Below are 17806 nucleotides of genomic sequence, written 5' to 3'. Positions count from 1 at the left end.
AAGCTTTATCGATAATGCGCCAATAAAAACACTTCCTAATTTGTAACGCTTAATTGCGCCAAAAATTCCCCAAGCGAGGGAGAAAGCAACTTATCTTGTTTTTTCCCGAGCGTTTCTAGGATAACTTCACCAGTTTGATTGACGACACTGACAATCTGCATCTCATCTTCAGCTGAAGCAATAAAGAGTGTTTCAGGATGTTTTAAGCGCCGTTTCATTAAAATATGCGCTATGAGGTTTTCTTGTAAACGCATGCCATCATCGTCGTTCCAAACTTGCACCAGTGCAAAATTTTGCTCCTCAAAACGCACACTAATTGTTTCACTATAATAGCGACTATAAAAAACCTTCACACTTGGATGGAAACTCAAATCCAATGCATCTTCAGTGGCTTTTAAATCCAGTGGCTTTTCGCGCAGTACCGGATGCCAACAGATCCGATTATGGGAAATATCACTGCATTGGCATGGCGATGGCCATTGGTCATCATATTCAACCTGCGGATATCCAACTTTCTGCCAATATCGCTCGGCTCGAGAGATCAATTGGTCAAGTGCATCAATCGTATTTTGTTGCTCGTTCATCAGTGTCATAGATGAGTTTCGTTCTTGATTCAGTTACACTTAAGCCTAACTTAGACCAATCGTAATTACTATGGCTGAATCAGCAGATTATCAAAATGCTCCGCAATTAGCTCAGTTAGCTTTAGGACAAAAAAGTCACTATATAGAACATTATCAACCCCAGTTGTTGCAGGCGGTGCCCCGCTCGCTCAATCGCGACCAACTCAACTTGAGCGCACCACTACCTTTTCAAGGCTATGATCGCTGGAATATGTATGAGCTGTCTTGGCTGAACCCTAAAGGCAAACCGCAAGTTGCAATTGGTGAGGCATTTATCGATGCGATTTCAGTTAATTTAGTCGAGTCTAAATCGTTTAAGCTCTATCTTAATAGTTTTAATCAGACGGCATTTGACAGTCTTGAAACGGTTCGCCAAACAATTGCCAATGACCTACAAAACTGTGTACAAGGGCCTGTTACTGTCAAGATTCATAGCCTTGAGAGCTCGGTGAATATTGCCCAAATCTCTGGCGAAAGTCTCGATGAGCTCGATATTAGCATTAGCGACTATCACTTTGACGACTCATTGCTTGAAAATGCAACTGACTCTCATCAACAGGTTACTGAAACACTCTACAGCAATCTTTTAAAATCCAACTGCTTGGTGACAAGTCAACCTGACTGGGGTAGTGTTTGCATTCACTATCAAGGGGCGAAAATTAACCGCGAAGCGCTGCTGCGTTATATTATCTCTTTTCGTCGTCACAACGAGTTTCATGAGCAATGTGTCGAGCGCATATTTATGGATATTCAACGTTACTGCAAGCCCGAAAAATTAACTGTTGAAGCTCGCTATACGCGCCGCGGCGGTTTAGATATTAACCCGTTTCGCAGTAATTTTGAGACCAAAGCAGATCATCATCGGCTCATTCGACAATAATTATGAAGATAAGTTATCTGATACGACAACTCCACCTTAGTTGGTTTTTCTTACTGGTGTGCCAGTGTCTGATAGCTTCTCCTTGTCTGGCTTATGGAATTGGCATTATTCCTCTGCCCGATACGATGCAAAGCGATCAGCAAATGATGCTACGCGATCCAGACCGCTGTCTTGCACGCCTTGAAAATCAGCTTAGCCAAATTCATTTAACACAATCCCAGCTAGATGCGCATCAGCTCACCAATCAGATTTATATTCAACAAGTTGCAACACTGTGTGCCAACATGGCACAGCGCTATTCGAGAGCGCAAATGCATATTACAAAAGCGCTAGAATTAGGCAAACAGATCTCATCACCACTGCTGCAAACTCGCTCTTATCTGATTCTTACACAGTTATTACTCAAACAACCTGAGCTTGTAAAAAAAGCGCCAGAAGCACTTAAATTAGCAGTTCAGCTCTCTGGCAAAGATAGCGCCCATCTTCCTATTACGTTGCGTTTTGAGCTTGCTCTAACAGGAGCTCAAGTGGCATTAGCTACCCATCAATTGGAGCAAGCTAAACCGCTGCTGGACAAAGCGCTGCATATTGCTCTGGTGAGTCACCTTCCAATGCTCTTGGGCTGGGCCCAAGTTTGGCAAGGGGTTTATTATCAAAAGCTCAATCGTTCTGAGTTGGCATTGAGCCATTATACAGAAGCGATTCGCTATGCCTCTTCCCAAAGTGATGCCGCTTATTATTTGAGAAATCACCTCCATCACGCAATTAGCTTGATTTATCAGCAACAAAAACAGTGGACGAAAGCAATTGGTTATCAGCAAACTGCAATTAGTGCCGCTCAGCAGCTGCATAACACCATTTTGCAGGCCAATAGTATCTCTGAGCTTGCACATATTTATCGCAAAATGCACGATTATAATCTGGCTCTGGTCAACTACCTCAATGCCCAAACATTAGCTGAACAAGTACACAACAATCTACTCAGTGGCAAAGTTAATTACTGGCTGGGACAAACCTACATCGCCATTAATGACCCGGAGCGAGCACTTACGCATCTATCACTGGCCCGTCATGCTTTCCAAAATCCGCTGAGTATTCACTGGTTAAGTAAAACTCTGTTATCTCTGGCTCATTTGCATCTAGATAATAACGAGGCTGCCATCGCGATTTTGCAGCTCACTAAAGCAGAAAAGCTCACTGATAGCTTAGCGTTAAGAGATATTGCCGCCCAAGTTCAGCAACTTTTAGCCAAAGCTTATCAACAAAGCGGTGCATACGATCTTGCGCTGAAACACTATCAACTGTTTCATCAGCTGCATGAAAATAAAGAATCCACACTGCCTGTGCAAAATACTGAGCAGTTGAATAACCATTATCAATTTATTGAACAACAGCAGCAGCTGAATAAGCTAAATGAAGCAAACCAGATGCTCAAAGTGCAAAGTGGTGACAGACGAATTCTGATTGTCATTCTCATCATATTGAGTCTGCTCCTGCTGTTGATTTGGGCAGGGACTCGGTTACGACTGCGAAAATCGATGTTGCGAGGTCGAGAGTTAACCGATCGCTTGTATTATCATCCGCGCACGGGTTGGCCATCATTAGAAACAGCTGAGTCGCCATTGGCATTACTTCGTCAGTTACACCACTATCCGATGCAACAGGGGCTAAACCCAAGTGGCGAACATGCAATCATGCTCATCCGTTTATGTGGTGAGATGTTCCAAAATCAGTTAGGTGGATTTGAGCAACGTAAACAGCTTGAAACCTCATTTGCGCACCATATTTATCATCACTTAGGCAAACATTTCTTAGCCTGTCACTTAGGCGGCCCAAGTTATTTGTTTATCACACCGCTCAAAGAGCTATCAGCTGAACAATTATGCATTCAGTTGCTGGATGTGATTAGCCAGTTCACCCAGAGTCGACAACTGCATCAAAGGGTTGCCTTAGGTTGCTGTACAACACCATTTTTGGTGAAAGCACCTGATGCGATAGACGATTTAGGTATCGTTGAAATTGCTCATTTAGCATTAGAAGCAGCAATCAACCAAACCTATAAAACACATAAGCATCACTGGGTCTTGCTGCAAGCTCTGCACTGCTCTCCAGCGGCGTTTTTTCAATCTGGCCATATCAATGACGATATTCAAGAAGCGGTGCACAAAGGACTCGTCAAGCTGAGCACCAATGCTGATAAAAAAGATGTTATCAGCTCTTTTCAACACTCAATGTAAACAATGATGAACAGTTTTTAACTGCATAGACGCCTAAAATCAGTGAGTTAAATAATAAATTTGAGTTGTTTTGTTCTGTAACTATCGCATGGTATGCTGTTTGCGTGATATAAGTGATTCATGATGCTCAAATTATTCAATGAAAAGAGCACTCAAACAAACCGTTGATAAGCCCAAACAGCTATAAAGTTATAATCTGGTATGAGTAGTGATTCTGAATTTACAACCGTAGTCAACACTGGTGAGGCCTTACAAGCATCATATATGTTGCTTTATCGGCTTAGTGTCATCAGCAAGGGTTTCGATTTAGCTCTGGATAATCGTTTAGCTGAATTGCGCCAAAAAATCGATCAAAATGCATCGTCGTCCGAAATTCATCTCGCCGTTGAGAATATTACCCGGCGATTAGAATCGACTTGTCGAAAAAACGGCCAAAACGATCTTCTAAAATTTCAAGCTCTAGCCAACACAGCAACCGATAAACTGCAGAATATTAACGGATTGCCGCCTAAACTTCGCCAACAACTCAAAGAATTTACTAGCCAGTCAGCCCCTTATTCTTATCAAGAAAATATAGCGCGATTAGGCTCGATTCTAGAGTTTTATCACCAAGCACTAACGAACAAACCCGGCGGCATCGAGCAAATTGCCAAGGAACCAGAGCAAAAGGCTGCCATTCCCAAACACAGTTTATTAGATGATAAGCAACATCAGCGAATTTGTGATGAACTGCAATGCATTATCAGTGAGTTGGATTTTGAAAAATCAACCAACGAAGAGCTAAGCAAAATTCGCAATCAACTGCTTGATGGCGTTGCACCAGAATTGATCCCAAGCATTTGCCAACGCGTCATTCAACTGATGTTAAATGGTTTTCGTGAAGAGCGAAAACAAACCCAAGAATACTTACTATCACTGAATCAAGACTTGGAGCATATGGATAAAAGCTTCGGTCAAAATGTTGACTTAAGCAAACAGCTGCAACAAAGCTACAGCGTCCAAAATAAAACGCTCAAGCGACAAGTGCTGAATATGGGCGTTGAATTAAAAGATGTTGATGATCTTGAATACGCGAAGGAGTTGATGCAACAGCGCATTATCCAGATGGGAAGTCTGTTTAAGCAAAATGAACAGCTGGAAGCCCAGTTCCAAGATTTAACGTTACAATTGCAAAACCTCAATAACCAGCTCGATCAGCTCCGCCAACAATCAACTGAGCAGCAACAAAAGATCACTAGTCAAAAACAACAGCTATTTATCGATAAGCTAACGCAAATTTATAATCGCAGTGCCTTAGATGAACGCATGGAGTTGGAGTTTAAGCGCTGGCGCCGTTATGGTTATGATTTAGGCTTAGCAATCATTGACCTTGACCACTTCAAAGCGGTGAATAATCAGTTTGGTCATTTAGCCGGTGATAAAGCTTTAAAAGTCATTGCCCGAGCACTGCAAAGTTCACTACGCGATACAGATTTTCTCGCACGTTTTGGCGGTGAAGAGTTTGTCTTATTGATGCCAAAAATAAATGCCGAAGATTTACATCTACCCCTTGATCACCTCCGTGAGCATATCTCCAGTTTGCCATTTCGTTTCAAGCAACAGCAAATTTCCATCACCGCAACGATTGGTGCGACCTTGTTTCGTGATAATGATCGGTTACTCGATGCTTTTGAACGAGCCGACCAAGCGCTATATGAAGCTAAAAATCAAGGGCTTAATCACACCAATGTGATTCTCTAAAACTGGCAGTTTTACCAACAGGTGTTAGACTTGAAAGCTCTGAGATAAGAATTACACAGAGTATGCTTGATAACCACGCTCTTCATTTGAGTAAAGGTAGCAACCAGAGATTTATCTAAAAATCATTTATCAGCACGTTACCGATAACTATTGGGTCGATTATGATTACTTACGTTAATCCTGTTGGCAGCATGAATCTGCTGTCCCAGTTGGAAGTTAGCCAGTTAACTCGCACCGCGTCCAGTGAACTGTATCAACTCTATCGCAATTGCTCTTTGGCAGTTTTAAACTCGGGAGCTCACACCGACTCGAGCCGAGATATTCTCAATCGCTGTGAAAATTTTGATATTAACTTACTCAGTCGCGAACGGGGAGTAAAATTAGAGCTGCTCAATCCACCAGAAGATGCGTTTGTCGATGGCGAGATTATTCGCGGTATTCAGGAACATCTCTTTAGCGTGCTGCGCGATATTCTTTATGTATCCAGTCAGCTGGAGCAAGAAAGTTATTTTGACCCTACCAGCCAAGCCCACATCACCAATCTGATTTTCTCTATTTTGCGCAATGCCCGCACCATTCATCCTGCCAGCGATCCCAATTTAGTCGTCTGCTGGGGCGGACACTCTATCAACGAAGAAGAATACGCTTACACGCATCAGGTAGGTTCAGAGCTGGGGCTTCGCGAACTCAACGTTTGCACTGGCTGTGGTCCTGGTGCGATGGAAGGCCCAATGAAAGGTGCAACGGTTGGGCACGCCAAACAGCGCTTTAATAACCGGCGTTATATTGGCTTAACAGAGCCAAGCATCATTGCCGCAGAGCCGCCAAACTCCATTGTCAACGAGCTCGTCATCCTACCCGATATCGAAAAACGATTAGAAGCATTTGTGCGCTTAGGCCACGCTATTATTATCTTCCCTGGTGGCGCAGGAACCGCAGAAGAGCTGCTTTACTTACTTGGTGTGATGATGAACCCATTTAATGCGCGCCAACCGATTCCTGTTATCCTAACCGGCCCGAAAAGCAGTGAACAATACTTTCGCTCAATTGACGCGTTTATAAAAATGACACTCGGTGAAAAAGCCCGCAAGTATTATCAAATCATTATTGATGATGCGCCAACAGTGGCGCGCATAATCAAACAGGCGATGCCAAAAATTAAAGAATTTCGTCGAGCAATGGGCGATGCATACTCCTTTAACTGGAGTTTGCAAATTGATCCCATCTTCCAGCAGCCATTTAGTCCAACCCATGAAAATGTTAGTCAGTTAAATTTATATCCAGATCAACCACCCCAGCAGCTTGCAGCTAATCTGCGGCGCGCCTTTTCAGCAATCGTCGCCGGCAATGTCAAAGACGAGGGAATTAAAGCGATTGAAGAGAAAGGGCCATTTTTAATCCATGGCGAGCCCAAAATTATGAGTCAACTCGATGCGCTGCTAAAAGACTTTATCAATCAGCATCGAATGAAACTACCAGGTAGCCATTACGAACCGTGTTATCAGGTCATCGTTAAGGAATCGCGTGAATAAACAGCTGTTAATCATTGATGCTTTGAATTTAATCAGACGATTAGATGCGATTTCACTTAAGCAATATCACAACGATGAGGAACGTCTTAAAGCGACCATTGCGGCAACCATCAATGGAGTGAATAAATTATTGGCCCAGTTTAACCCAAGCCATGTTGTCGCGGTATTTGAGCGCTCAGGCGATGATTGGCGCAATCGCCTTTATCCAGCTTATAAGGCTAATCGCAGCATAATGCCAGAGCACTTAAGTCAAGGACTTGAGATTATTCAGGATAAATTACTTGAACAAGGCATCGACTCTTTGCTCAATCCCGACATTCAAGCCGATGACCTAATTGCCACCTTAGCCAGTAAAGCCGCGGCTCGCTCTTTGCCAACCGTCATTGTTTCAACTGATCATGGCTACTGGCAGTTATTAGACAAACCGGGCATTGCGGTTTACGACTACTTCAAACATCACAAAATTACCCCACAAGATGTTCTAAAACGCTACCAGTTGCCCAGTCAATGGCTAGTTGATTACTGGGCGCTAACTGGCAACAGCGGCGTAAATCTGCCTGGTGTGCCTGGCATTGGGCCCAAAACAGCAGCTAAACTTATCAACGAATACCACAGTCTTGAAACGCTATTAAATCTGCCTCAAGGCCAAGATAAAGCCATTGATAAAATTCTAAAGCATCGCGCTGACGCACAGCTAACCTATCGGTTAATGCAACTGCTAACTTCGCTCCCTCTTGGCTTTAATCTCAGACAATTACGCTATATAAATCGTCCATCATAGTCAGACCTTTTGCATTGGCCCGATTTTTATCGAGTCAGTTGAAAAACATTTCATTTACAGTTAGGTTGTTTGACACAATAAAATCATAACTTATGTTATCGAGCACAAAGCGATATAGATCTCATGATTTTAAAGGCGAAATGAGCTACGTTTTACGCTAACATCAGACAACAATCGCGCCTTAAAATAAAAAATGGCCTCAGAGTACACTAAACTCTGCATTGACCACCTATAACAGTTCAGGAAGTAACTATGTCAAAAACCCGAATTACCGTCATCCCAGGCGATGGCATCGGCCCAGATATCGTAGCCAGTGCAACCCGCATCCTCGATCATGTTGGGTGTGACTTCACCTACGATTATGCTCTGGCAGGTCTTAGCGCACTTGAGCAGACAGGCGAGCTAATCCCACAGCAAACACTAGATTTAATCGAAAGCAATAAAATTGCCCTTAAAGGCCCGCTCACTACGCCAGTAGGCAAAGGCTTCACTTCTATTAATGTGACACTGCGCAAACATTTTGAACTTTATGCAAACGTTCGTCCGGTGCAAACATTTGAAGGGACCAAAGCTCGTTATAGCGGCATTGATATCATCACTGTTCGTGAAAATACCGAAGGAATGTATTCAGGACAGGGACAGATTGTTGACGATGCACGCACCATTGCTGAAGCAAAGAGCGTCATTACCCGAAAAGGTTCTGAGCGCGTCATTCGTTATGCTTATGAATTGGCTCGCCGAGAAGGTCGCAAAAAAGTCACCGCACTGCATAAAGCGAATATTCTCAAAACAACATCTGGTTTATTCTTAGAAGTGGCTCGAGAAATTGCCAAAGAATATCCAGATATCGAAAGCTCCGATATGATTGTCGATGCGGCATGCATGAACTTAGTGATGTATCCAGAGCGTTTTGACGTTATCGTAACCACCAACCTATTTGGCGATATCACCTCTGACCTTTGTGCAGGTCTCGTAGGTGGGCTTGGTATGGCACCAGGTGCGAACATTGGTGAAAAAGCAGCAATTTTTGAAGCGGTTCATGGCAGTGCTCCGGATATCGCCGGAAAAAATATCGCTAACCCTACGTCCATCATTCTGGCCAGTGTTCAGATGTTACGGCATTTAGCGATGCATAAGCAGGCAGATCAAATTTTCAATGCTCTAAAAGAAACCATCAAACAAGGCGACAGAGTGACTCAGGATTTAGGGGGCACAGGCTCTACTGATGAATTCACTCAGGCAATTATCGATCATCTATAATCTGCTTTGGCAGCACGCTTCTTGGCGTGCTGCTAAGACCATTTCCATGATTGATGTAGGCAGGCAAACACCGTTACCTCTTCTCGGTCGTGATACAGATGTTTAGCCCTGAGCTCATATTGCTGACCGGTTTGCTCTAATCCTTGACGTAAAAATTCTAGATCTTGAGCAATTTCAGCATAGCGCTTTTTCATCGGCAACTTCAGGTTAAATATCGCATAGCGACACCAACCTTGTGTCAACCATTTAAGCATTAAACGCGTAACGCGCGATGGTTTTTCTACCATGTCACAAACTAACCAACTGATATTATTGCGAGCAGGCACATACTTAAAACCATCTTCGCGATAATGTTTGACCTGCCCCGATTGCATTAGATTTTCAGCCATTGGGCCATTATCTATCGCAGCAACATACATACTGCGTCGCACCAGCTGATAGGTCCATCCCCCCGGACAAGCGCCTAAATCGACCGCATGCTGGCCGCTTTGCACATAACGCTCGCGTTCATCATCATTCAGTAATACCGCAAAAGCTTCATCTAGCTTTAACGTCGAACGACTGGGCGCTTCACTACTTTGTCGAAGTCGTAAAATGCCCATAGGATATGGGCTGGAATTGGCTATCAGGCGATATCCGACAAATACGTGTCTGCCATCAAGCCAAAATAGCTGCAGTAATGCAGGAGCCTTACGATGCAATCGTTTGTGCATAGCATTTTCAAGAGGTCTGGCAAACTTCTTACAAAATCCAGACATCTGTTTGCCATCATTCGTATCCGGCCAATCCTGGGCAACTGCTGAGAAATGGGGAAGATCAGCTAGCGCTTCAACAATTGCGCTAATTCGGTCGGTTTCATCAAGCTCGAGTAAACAAGTGACAACCTGCCACTGGCGAGTAAAAACGAGCGAGCGAAAATCTATATTTTGATGTAAATAGTCAGCATCGCTGTCATTGAAACACTCAAAAACCACATATCCTTGGTTTGGTTTAGTACGAGAAAAACCAGCCACCTGCAACTGGCTGGCACTTTGCTGAATTTCGGCAGCACAATCACTTTCAAAGCCGCCTCTGCAGCTTAATAACAACGAACGAGTCACAATCTTATCCTGCGCGCTTAACTTTTAATAACATGACCCACCCGACCATCATTAACACGCCACCGATGGGAGTAACAGGACCAATCAGCATTGCCAAAGAAGAACGAATATCTTCAGGCAACACCGCTAACAAATAAAGGCTCCCAGAAAAACACCAGCTTCCAACAATCCAGAATTTGCCACTACGAGAGGCACTATTGGCGACAGCCAGAGCACATCCCAGATGAATTAACTGATACATGACAGCGGTATGGATCCAACCCAACGCTTGCTCAGCAAGCAGATGAGATAAACCATGTGCCGCGCCCGCGCCCATGGCAACCGCGAGTAAACCGCCAATCGCTATGGCTAGTCGCCAAGGGAATGAATATGACATTGAATAAAACCTTTGATTTGTAATGCAACGCTTTGTAAATTATCTTGCCAGCTCAAACCACTTTTCTTACGTGGCTTAAAGCTATGTTCACCGTCATTAACCCAAAATAACTGGGCCTGTTTGGGCAACATTTGAGACGTGATTTCAGAGCAATTTCCAAATGGATCGCGCTCACCTTGCGCTATCAATAACGGCGTTGATAGTTGAGCTAAATGCTCACCTTTGTTGCGCTCTGGTTTTCCCGGGGGATGAAATGGAAATCCCAACACAATCACACCCGATAATCTTGTATTTGCTAATGCAACATGAGTCGCAACTCTTCCCCCCATTGATTTACCGCCGATAAAAATCGGACCTTGCCATGTGGTTGGGATCGCTTGATTAAAAGATTCAATCAGCGTATCCAAGCGATCTGGAGGGAGACGTTTTTGCTCGGCAAGCATACGCTGCATATAAGGGAAATTAAAGCGAAGAACGGCAATTTCATCAGTCAGTAATGGCACTAATTGTTGGAAAAACTCATGCTCCATACCAGCGCCAGCACCATGCGCTAACACGAGCAACGGAGCATCTTTTGGTCCTTGTAATAGAGTTACTGGACTACTCAACGACATCAGCTCCAAATTCACGCTGCTCTTCTTTAACGAGATTGATCATCCATTCACGAAAAGCTACGATTTTACCTTGTTCAGCCTGCGATGGATGGCAAACCAAATAATAAGCATTCTGGCTCATCAGTACCTGCTCAAATGGGCAGACTAATCGCCCCGCTTCAATTTCTGGCTTAGCAAGTACAGAATGGCCCAAGGCAACACCTTGACCATAAATGGCGGCCTGCAAAACCATGGTTGAATGGGAAAAAATAGGCCCTTGATTGACATCTACTTTCACGCCTACCTGTTTAAACCAGGCTTTCCAGTCACGCCGTGATGAATCATGCAAAAGCGTGTGATAACGCAGATCTTCAGGTTTATTTAACGGTTTATCACCATTAAGCAACAGCGGTGAACAGACAGGAATAAGATACTCTGTGTGCAACTTATCGGCTCGTAAACCGCTCCAGTTACCACGGCCATAATAGACCGCCACATCCACATCATCGGTTAAGGAACCTTCATTCATATCAAGTGCTTTAATTCGCACATCGATATCGGGATGCAACTGACTAAACTGCGACAATCTTGGCACTAGCCACTGAATAGCAAAGCTTGGCTGCAGACTAACAGAAATAGCCCCCTTTTCACCGCGGGCTAATAACCGATCGGTTGCCTCACTCAAAGAAATAAAAATATCTTTAATATCTAAGAAATAACTTTGCCCCTCTTCAGTTAAGAGCAATGAACGGTTTTTACGACGAAATAATTTAAGACCTAAATACTCTTCGAGTCCTTTGATCTGATGACTCACTGCTGCCTGAGTCACAAACAGCTCTTCTGCTGCACGTGTAAAACTCAAGTGCCTTGCTGCAGCTTCGAAGGCTTTCAGCGCATTTAGTGGGGGTAAACGACGAGCCATTTAACAACCTGTTAACGGATAAAATTTTCTAATCTCAGTGGATTATAATTTATCTATTGCCGCCAATCCAGTAAACCAATATAGTGCACTTGCACCAAACGGGGGCTTCCAAATGTAGCAGAGCTCCATCTGCTACACATGTAAGTCCAACCATTTATAGTGGTCATTTGGTTGCGATGTTGTGTTTGCATTAGTCGGTTCTTTGCCGACTTACCTCCTGTACATTTGACTTGTCTGTCAAATCGCTTCTTGGCTAAGCATCTTTTGCTTAGCCTTTTTTTTAACCACAGTCGGCTATTAGCAAAACTAAGACCAGATCTCCGGCACTACCGTCAATACTCAATAAAAAATAAAGACGATAATCTAAAAGATCTGGCTACTCATAAAAACTAACCTAACAGTGAACGATGCACTTTAATCACTGCTTTTTTCACTTGAGCTGGTTTACCATCAACCGCCACTAAAGGCCGATGAGGGCAGTTCGGTGCAAAAACAATGAACTCACCACTGTGCAATGTAACAAACCGTTCACTACGAGGCTCACCGAATCCTAAATCACATTTACCGAACAGATCTTCAGTGATTTTGGCCATTGGCTCTAACGAATAGCCATAGCTTTCTTCACCCGATAAGACGACTTGGATATCGAGATAATTTTGATGGCACTCACTGCGACGCTCATCGAGTAGCTGAGTAGTATCCTCAGATACAGTATAAAAGAGTTTATCCCCTTCGATTTCATGACGTCCAACAGGTGCTTCAGCATTCAAAGAAACCAGTAATGATTTTAGTATTTTTCCAAGAGTAGGTGCGATAGGCTCAATAAGAGCAGCTTCGCTCAGCTGACCTTGTAACATAATTATTCCTTAACGGGTGAGACTTCTTGATTACGAATGGCTGCCCAGATGATGAGAATAGCCAGGATGTAAATCATAACCCCAGAGTTATGTGAAAACATTGACTGAGTTAGGGCAAAATCCATAAAACTAACCGGCACTAAAACACCAGCCATCGCAAGGCTCTTTAACTGCCAATTATTTCGATAACGAATCACTTTAAGCGCAAAGGATCGCATCGGGACGAGATACACAAACAATAAAAGAATAAAACCAACGGCCCCGTACTCGCTTAGATTAGTCAGATATTCATTATGCGCGTGTCCAAAAGGTACAACCTCTTGGTTAATGATGCCTCTATCGGCCAACTGCTGTTTGTATTGGCGAAGATCATATTTTCCAACGCCCAACACTGGATGCTCCCGAAACATATAAAGGGCCGCTTTCCACATCTGAAAACGCATACCGACAGAGGTATTTTCATTGTGCCCACTCACATAATTTTGAATATTGGAAGCTGCTTCTTCAATGCGCTGGCTAACCCCTAACTGAGGAACACAACCAACGGCAATAGCAAGCAATACAAACCCGGCAAAAATCATTTTGACACGTTTTTTACCAATCAACTCCCGACCTTGCCAAAAGATATAGATAATTGCCATCGGCAACGCAATCCAACCACCACGAGAACCTGATAAAATGGACGCAAAAATACCGCTAAGCCCACCTAAAGCCATAAGTACGACGCTACGATATTGTTTAAGCGCTTTAAAATACAAAATCCCGGTTAAGCTTAAGAGACCCAACAGCATTGCGATATCACCGAACATAATCGGATGCATATTCGATTTGGCTCGATAAAATCCCTCTAAAAATCGCTCATAGCCCCCAATGGCAACACCAGCTATCGCACCGATAGCAAAACCATACCAAAGCCAACTAAGCTTAAATGGATAGCGTCGTAAAAATAGATAGAGCAAAACACCGATGACAAACCGTGAAGGTTTATCAAAGCCCGTCGCTTCCACTACATGCACAAAGCGAAATAAGATAAAGCTCAAGCCATAAATAACAAATGTTGCCAAAAGATATTTATCGGACTTATCAAGCAAGCCCCAAGTACCGCGGGCGTTAAACGCCAGCATGGTTAAAGACCCCAACAACAATAATGTGGCACCGTAGCTATAACCACTTCTTATTGTTAATGCCATTGCGAAAATTAAAAAAATCCCTGTCGAAGACCAATATGCAACTAGTTTGGATTTAAATTCGAACATGTTCATAATATAACCAGTTGAAGTAATCATTTATATTTCTTATCAGCAAGCTATAGGCACACAACTAACATCTTCAGTTGTAAAATATTAGTCCCAAATAGGCTCAACTCCCTGTCAGCACAAGAGCACTATAAGGAAGGACCATCATCGAAAAATTGATAATGCTTTGATTTGTCCGAATAAAAGAATAGCCCATCAATAGACAATAGGCGAAATAATCCACTTTTATTTGAGCAAAATAAAAATATCTCAATGTCATGATATTCGTCCATATTTTATGTGAATTTATTGGTAGATGGCAGGACAAAACATAGGTAAGCATGAAAAATCGTAAGAATTAATTAAGTATTGATGAATTATTAAACACAAGAGTATGAGAATAGGTTCTTCAAGGCCGAACTTAAAACACACTTGAGAACTTAATCGATTCAAAATAAATTTGTACGTCACCATTTTGTCTAATTTGGCTCTACCTCATCCAAAAGCGTCTTAACCTCGCCAATTAGAACAACAAAACTCTCAACGTAGGTAGATATTTTTAATGTGATATCAGTCAATTTACATGAGAGATACAATCGAACCGACTTTCGCTTCATGTAGAATAAGTGCTAATCAATCAGTTAAAAATGACTTATGTAAGACCAGCGCAGCGCCTTTGGGGCAATGAGACGATATTCATGTAAGGAGGTTGGCCATGTTTTGGGAACGAAAACTAGATGAATTTGTCACACAGATAGTATCCAAGCGCGAATTACCTCTGCAAATTCATCTTTGGAATGGCAAGGAAATCGACCTTGCTAAAACCCCAAAAATTGTCGTTGATGTGCCATCTGTTGCAGCATTACGTTATTTAATTCACCCTTCGTTAGATGGTCTTGGCGAGGCTTATGTTGAAGGGAAACTGCAGATTAACGGCAAAGTTCAAGACATTATCGAAATTGCAACCGCTCTTGTGCAAACATCCCATGATGACCAACCCATCGCCACAAAATCGAAACGATATCACCATTCTAAAAAAGTCGATGCCAAGTCCATATCTTATCACTACGATGTTTCAAATGAGTTCTATCGTGAATGGCTCGATAAAGACATGGTTTATTCTTGCGGGTATTTTCACTCGCTTGATGACAGTCTTGATAAAGCTCAAGAACAAAAAATAGACCACATTCTTAACAAAATACGCCTACAGCCTGGACAAACACTCCTAGATGTCGGATGTGGTTGGGGGGCGTTAATTATTCGCGCGGCCCAAAAATACGGAGCAAAGGCAGTTGGTGTCACAATTTCAGAACAACAATATGAAGAAGCCAAACGACGCATAAAAAATTTAGGGCTTGATGATTGCTGTGAAGTACGCTTTCAAGACTACCGAGATGTTACAGGCCAGTTTGATCGCATTACCAGTGTTGGCATGTTCGAACATGTGGGGCTTAAAAATTTGCACGAGTATTTTGCTAAGCTGAATTCACTGCTAGCCGATGATGGCATTATTATGAACCATGGGATCACCTCATCAGATCCGGCATCTAGTGGTGCACCAGCCGGCGGCGGCGAATTTATCGACAAATACGTTTTTCCCAACGGAGAACTTCCCCACATCGGGTTGGTCCTTCAGGAGATGTCTCGAGCAGGCCTTGAAAGCACCGATATTGAAAACCTGCGTCGTCACTATGCTATGACGCTGGAGCATTGGGCTGAGCGTTTTGAAGCGAAAAGTGAAAAACTACAAAAAATGGTTGATGAAAAACACTTTCGGATCTGGCGGATTTATCTGGCAGGTTGCGCCTATGCATTTCACCAGAACTGGGTTAGCATTCATCAAGTAGTCGCGACCAAAGCAGGTCGTTATGTTTTACCGCTAACCCGTGACTACATCTACAAATAAAATAGCGACATCGTTTTTTATACAAAGGGCCATTTGGCCCATTATATGATTCATTAAATGGTTATAGGTGGCGTTTAAATACTGGTTTCAACTCGGTTGATTCATCAGCGCAATACTGATACCCATCGACGTCAAATTTCAGCAGTTCAGCAGGGGTTTTAACTTGGTTTTCAGCCATATAACGCACCATCATACCGCGAGCTTTTTTAGCATAAAAACTGATAATCTTATACTGACCATTTTTAAAATCTTTAAAAATGGGGCTAATGACAGGAACTGTCAAATTCTCAACCCGAACCGATTTAAAATATTCATTCGAAGCTAGATTGATGAGGTATTCAGCCTTTTGCTCGGTAATCGTCTCATTTAAGAGATCAGTAATGATATTGCCCCAAAATGCATACAAATCTTTGCCGCGAGGGTTATCAAGTTTAATCCCCATTTCAAGCCGATACGGCATCATCAGATCAAATGGCCGAAGTATTCCATATAACCCCGATAAAATTCGTAAGTGTTCATTCACCCATTGTGTGCCAGACTCATCAAGCGAGAGCGCATCTAATCCGGTATAAACATCACCTGTGAAAGCATAAATGGATGCCTTTGCCTGCGGCTGTGCAAATGGTGTCTGCCACTGCGTAAAGCGCGCCGCATTAAGACCTGCGAGCTTATCGCTGATTTTCATCAACGAGGCAATTTGCGCCGGAGTCAGTTGTTTAGCTCTGTTTGCTAAGACTTGGCTATGTTCAAGCAATAGCGGCTGGGTATAGTCACGCTTTGGCGCAGGCGTTTGAAAATCTAAGCTTTTAGCCGGAGAAATCACTGCTAACATGTTTGAGTCCTTCACGATAATCTTATTTGTGGAGTTTACCGGGCAATCTTAAGCGCGTCTAATCAATGGCTCATATCAATATCAAATGCGTTAACAATCAATCATTGACTAAAGCGCCTCGAATATACACAAACTAAATGCCATGGTTAAAATGGTGTAGTTATCAAAGTTTATGCTTTACACTAACTCAGAGCATATGCTTTTACCTTTCATTTAAAGTAGTAAAACCATGAGTATCGAACAGCAAATACAATCTATTCGCAGCCAAATTGCAGAATCTGAACAGCGTTATCATCGTCAAGGCCAAGTAAAATTGCTAGCCGTAAGCAAAACCAAGCCGTTAAGTGCCGTTGAGCAAGCATATCATGCCGGACAGCGCTGCTTTGGCGAAAATTACGTTCAAGAAGCTGTAGATAAAATTCAAGCAGCAGCTGAGTCACACTGGTGTCAAGAGCCTCTGGAATGGCATTTTATTGGCCCATTACAGTCAAATAAAACACGTCTAGTGGCAGAGAATTTTGACTGGGTGCAAACCGTTGACAGAGCCAAAATAGCGCAGCGTTTAAACGACCAGCGCCCATCACATCAAAAAGCTTTAAATGTCTGTATTCAGGTGAATATCAGCCATGAAGAAAGTAAATCAGGCATTGATTTAAACCAATTAAGTGCTTTAGCAGAACTTGTTTCACAATTGCCTAATCTAAAATTCAGAGGGCTGATGACCATTGGCACCAGAGGCAAAGCCCAAGAAGAATTTCCGCTAATGCAACAAGCATTTAATCATTTAAAAAATGACTACCCCGAACTAGACACACTATCGATGGGAATGACTGGCGATATGCCACAAGCCATTGAATATGGCAGTACCTTGGTTCGGATAGGAACCGCTATTTTTGGTGAGCGGGATTACACTCAACAACACCATTGATAAA

Annotated in this window: 16 protein-coding genes; 8 read left to right on the top strand and 8 right to left on the bottom strand. The window is 42.9% G+C overall.

Going from position 1 to position 17806, the window contains the following annotated elements:
• Window positions 1-35 precede the first annotated feature (35 nt).
• Window positions 36-593 carry a SecY-interacting protein gene (syd, locus tag ABTQ23_RS17275; RefSeq protein ID WP_408617003.1) on the bottom strand — a complete coding sequence of 186 codons (558 nt, stop codon included), beginning with the start codon at window positions 591-593 and terminating at the stop codon, window positions 36-38.
• Between the two features lie 61 nt (window positions 594-654).
• Here syd and queF point away from each other — a divergent pair, with 61 nt between their 5' ends.
• The 6 genes from queF to ABTQ23_RS17245 all read left to right on the top strand — a co-directional run bounded on the left by queF (window position 655) and on the right by ABTQ23_RS17245 (window position 9053).
• Window positions 655-1503, top strand: coding sequence for an NADPH-dependent 7-cyano-7-deazaguanine reductase QueF (queF, locus tag ABTQ23_RS17270; RefSeq protein ID WP_408617002.1), 849 nt, complete (start codon window positions 655-657; stop codon window positions 1501-1503).
• Between the two features lie 2 nt (window positions 1504-1505).
• Window positions 1506-3740, top strand: coding sequence for a tetratricopeptide repeat protein (locus tag ABTQ23_RS17265; protein WP_408617001.1), 2235 nt, complete (start codon window positions 1506-1508; stop codon window positions 3738-3740).
• Between the two features lie 201 nt (window positions 3741-3941).
• Complete coding sequence (locus tag ABTQ23_RS17260; RefSeq protein ID WP_408617000.1) at window positions 3942-5480, top strand: GGDEF domain-containing protein; 1539 nt, start codon at window positions 3942-3944, stop codon at window positions 5478-5480.
• Window positions 5481-5641: 161 nt separating this feature from the next.
• Window positions 5642-7012, top strand: a complete 1371-nt coding sequence (ppnN, locus tag ABTQ23_RS17255) for a nucleotide 5'-monophosphate nucleosidase PpnN (protein ID WP_408616999.1) — start codon at window positions 5642-5644, stop codon at window positions 7010-7012.
• Window positions 7005-7793, top strand: coding sequence for a 5'-3' exonuclease H3TH domain-containing protein (locus ABTQ23_RS17250; RefSeq protein WP_408616998.1), 789 nt, complete (start codon window positions 7005-7007; stop codon window positions 7791-7793). The genes ppnN and ABTQ23_RS17250 overlap by 8 nt, the downstream gene beginning before the upstream one ends.
• A 252-nt stretch (window positions 7794-8045) precedes the next feature.
• On the top strand, window positions 8046-9053 hold the full coding sequence (locus ABTQ23_RS17245) for an isocitrate dehydrogenase (protein ID WP_408616997.1): 1008 nt from the start codon (window positions 8046-8048) through the stop codon (window positions 9051-9053).
• Between the two features lie 32 nt (window positions 9054-9085).
• On the opposite strand, the gene rlmM is transcribed toward ABTQ23_RS17245, so the two are convergent.
• From rlmM to ABTQ23_RS17215, 6 genes are all read right to left on the bottom strand, one after another.
• Window positions 9086-10153, bottom strand: coding sequence for a 23S rRNA (cytidine(2498)-2'-O)-methyltransferase RlmM (gene rlmM / locus ABTQ23_RS17240; RefSeq protein WP_408616996.1), 1068 nt, complete (start codon window positions 10151-10153; stop codon window positions 9086-9088).
• A gap of 4 nt (window positions 10154-10157) precedes the next feature.
• Window positions 10158-10529, bottom strand: coding sequence for a DUF423 domain-containing protein (locus ABTQ23_RS17235; RefSeq protein ID WP_408616995.1), 372 nt, complete (start codon window positions 10527-10529; stop codon window positions 10158-10160).
• Window positions 10502-11137: an alpha/beta fold hydrolase gene (locus tag ABTQ23_RS17230; protein ID WP_408616994.1), complete on the bottom strand. Its 636-nt coding sequence runs from the start codon at window positions 11135-11137 to the stop codon at window positions 10502-10504. The genes ABTQ23_RS17235 and ABTQ23_RS17230 overlap by 28 nt, the downstream gene beginning before the upstream one ends.
• Entirely contained in the window at window positions 11130-12044 is a 915-nt protein-coding gene (locus tag ABTQ23_RS17225) for a transcriptional regulator GcvA (RefSeq protein WP_408616993.1), read from the bottom strand. The genes ABTQ23_RS17230 and ABTQ23_RS17225 overlap by 8 nt, the downstream gene beginning before the upstream one ends.
• A gap of 389 nt (window positions 12045-12433) precedes the next feature.
• Window positions 12434-12901: a NanQ anomerase/TabA/YiaL family protein gene (locus tag ABTQ23_RS17220; protein WP_408616992.1), complete on the bottom strand. Its 468-nt coding sequence runs from the start codon at window positions 12899-12901 to the stop codon at window positions 12434-12436.
• Between the two features lie 2 nt (window positions 12902-12903).
• Window positions 12904-14187: an O-antigen ligase family protein gene (locus ABTQ23_RS17215; RefSeq protein WP_408616991.1), complete on the bottom strand. Its 1284-nt coding sequence runs from the start codon at window positions 14185-14187 to the stop codon at window positions 12904-12906.
• 664 nt (window positions 14188-14851) lie between these two features.
• Between ABTQ23_RS17215 and ABTQ23_RS17210 the strand changes: the two genes are divergently transcribed.
• Window positions 14852-16042, top strand: a complete 1191-nt coding sequence (locus tag ABTQ23_RS17210; protein WP_408616990.1) for a class I SAM-dependent methyltransferase — start codon at window positions 14852-14854, stop codon at window positions 16040-16042.
• Between the two features lie 61 nt (window positions 16043-16103).
• Here ABTQ23_RS17210 and yaaA read toward each other — a convergent pair whose 3' ends face one another.
• Window positions 16104-16874, bottom strand: a complete 771-nt coding sequence (gene yaaA / locus ABTQ23_RS17205) for a peroxide stress protein YaaA (protein WP_408616989.1) — start codon at window positions 16872-16874, stop codon at window positions 16104-16106.
• 229 nt (window positions 16875-17103) lie between these two features.
• Here yaaA and ABTQ23_RS17200 point away from each other — a divergent pair, with 229 nt between their 5' ends.
• A complete protein-coding gene (locus ABTQ23_RS17200) occupies window positions 17104-17802 on the top strand; it encodes a YggS family pyridoxal phosphate-dependent enzyme (protein WP_408616988.1) in 699 nt (232 codons plus the stop codon).
• Window positions 17803-17806: the final 4 nt, after the last annotated feature.

This window comes from Celerinatantimonas sediminis (assembly GCF_046054195.1).
Lineage (GTDB): Bacteria > Pseudomonadota > Gammaproteobacteria > Enterobacterales > Celerinatantimonadaceae > Celerinatantimonas.
Note: the sequence above shows the minus strand (reverse complement) of the source record. Positions and strands in the feature narration are given on the sequence as shown.

Excerpts from the sequence above, each read along its gene's own strand:
- syd (WP_408617003.1), bottom strand. The coding sequence starts at position 593 with ATGACACTGATGAACGAGCAACAAAATACGATTGATGCACTTGACCAA.
- queF (WP_408617002.1), top strand. The coding sequence starts at position 655 with ATGGCTGAATCAGCAGATTATCAAAATGCTCCGCAATTAGCTCAGTTA.
- ABTQ23_RS17265 (WP_408617001.1), top strand. The coding sequence starts at position 1,506 with ATGAAGATAAGTTATCTGATACGACAACTCCACCTTAGTTGGTTTTTC.
- ABTQ23_RS17260 (WP_408617000.1), top strand. The coding sequence starts at position 3,942 with ATGAGTAGTGATTCTGAATTTACAACCGTAGTCAACACTGGTGAGGCC.
- ppnN (WP_408616999.1), top strand. The coding sequence starts at position 5,642 with ATGATTACTTACGTTAATCCTGTTGGCAGCATGAATCTGCTGTCCCAG.
- ABTQ23_RS17245 (WP_408616997.1), top strand. The coding sequence starts at position 8,046 with ATGTCAAAAACCCGAATTACCGTCATCCCAGGCGATGGCATCGGCCCA.
- ABTQ23_RS17235 (WP_408616995.1), bottom strand. The coding sequence starts at position 10,529 with ATGTCATATTCATTCCCTTGGCGACTAGCCATAGCGATTGGCGGTTTA.
- ABTQ23_RS17225 (WP_408616993.1), bottom strand. The coding sequence starts at position 12,044 with ATGGCTCGTCGTTTACCCCCACTAAATGCGCTGAAAGCCTTCGAAGCT.
- ABTQ23_RS17220 (WP_408616992.1), bottom strand. The coding sequence starts at position 12,901 with ATGTTACAAGGTCAGCTGAGCGAAGCTGCTCTTATTGAGCCTATCGCA.
- ABTQ23_RS17215 (WP_408616991.1), bottom strand. The coding sequence starts at position 14,187 with ATGATTACTTCAACTGGTTATATTATGAACATGTTCGAATTTAAATCC.
- ABTQ23_RS17210 (WP_408616990.1), top strand. The coding sequence starts at position 14,852 with ATGTTTTGGGAACGAAAACTAGATGAATTTGTCACACAGATAGTATCC.
- yaaA (WP_408616989.1), bottom strand. The coding sequence starts at position 16,874 with ATGTTAGCAGTGATTTCTCCGGCTAAAAGCTTAGATTTTCAAACGCCT.
- ABTQ23_RS17200 (WP_408616988.1), top strand. The coding sequence starts at position 17,104 with ATGAGTATCGAACAGCAAATACAATCTATTCGCAGCCAAATTGCAGAA.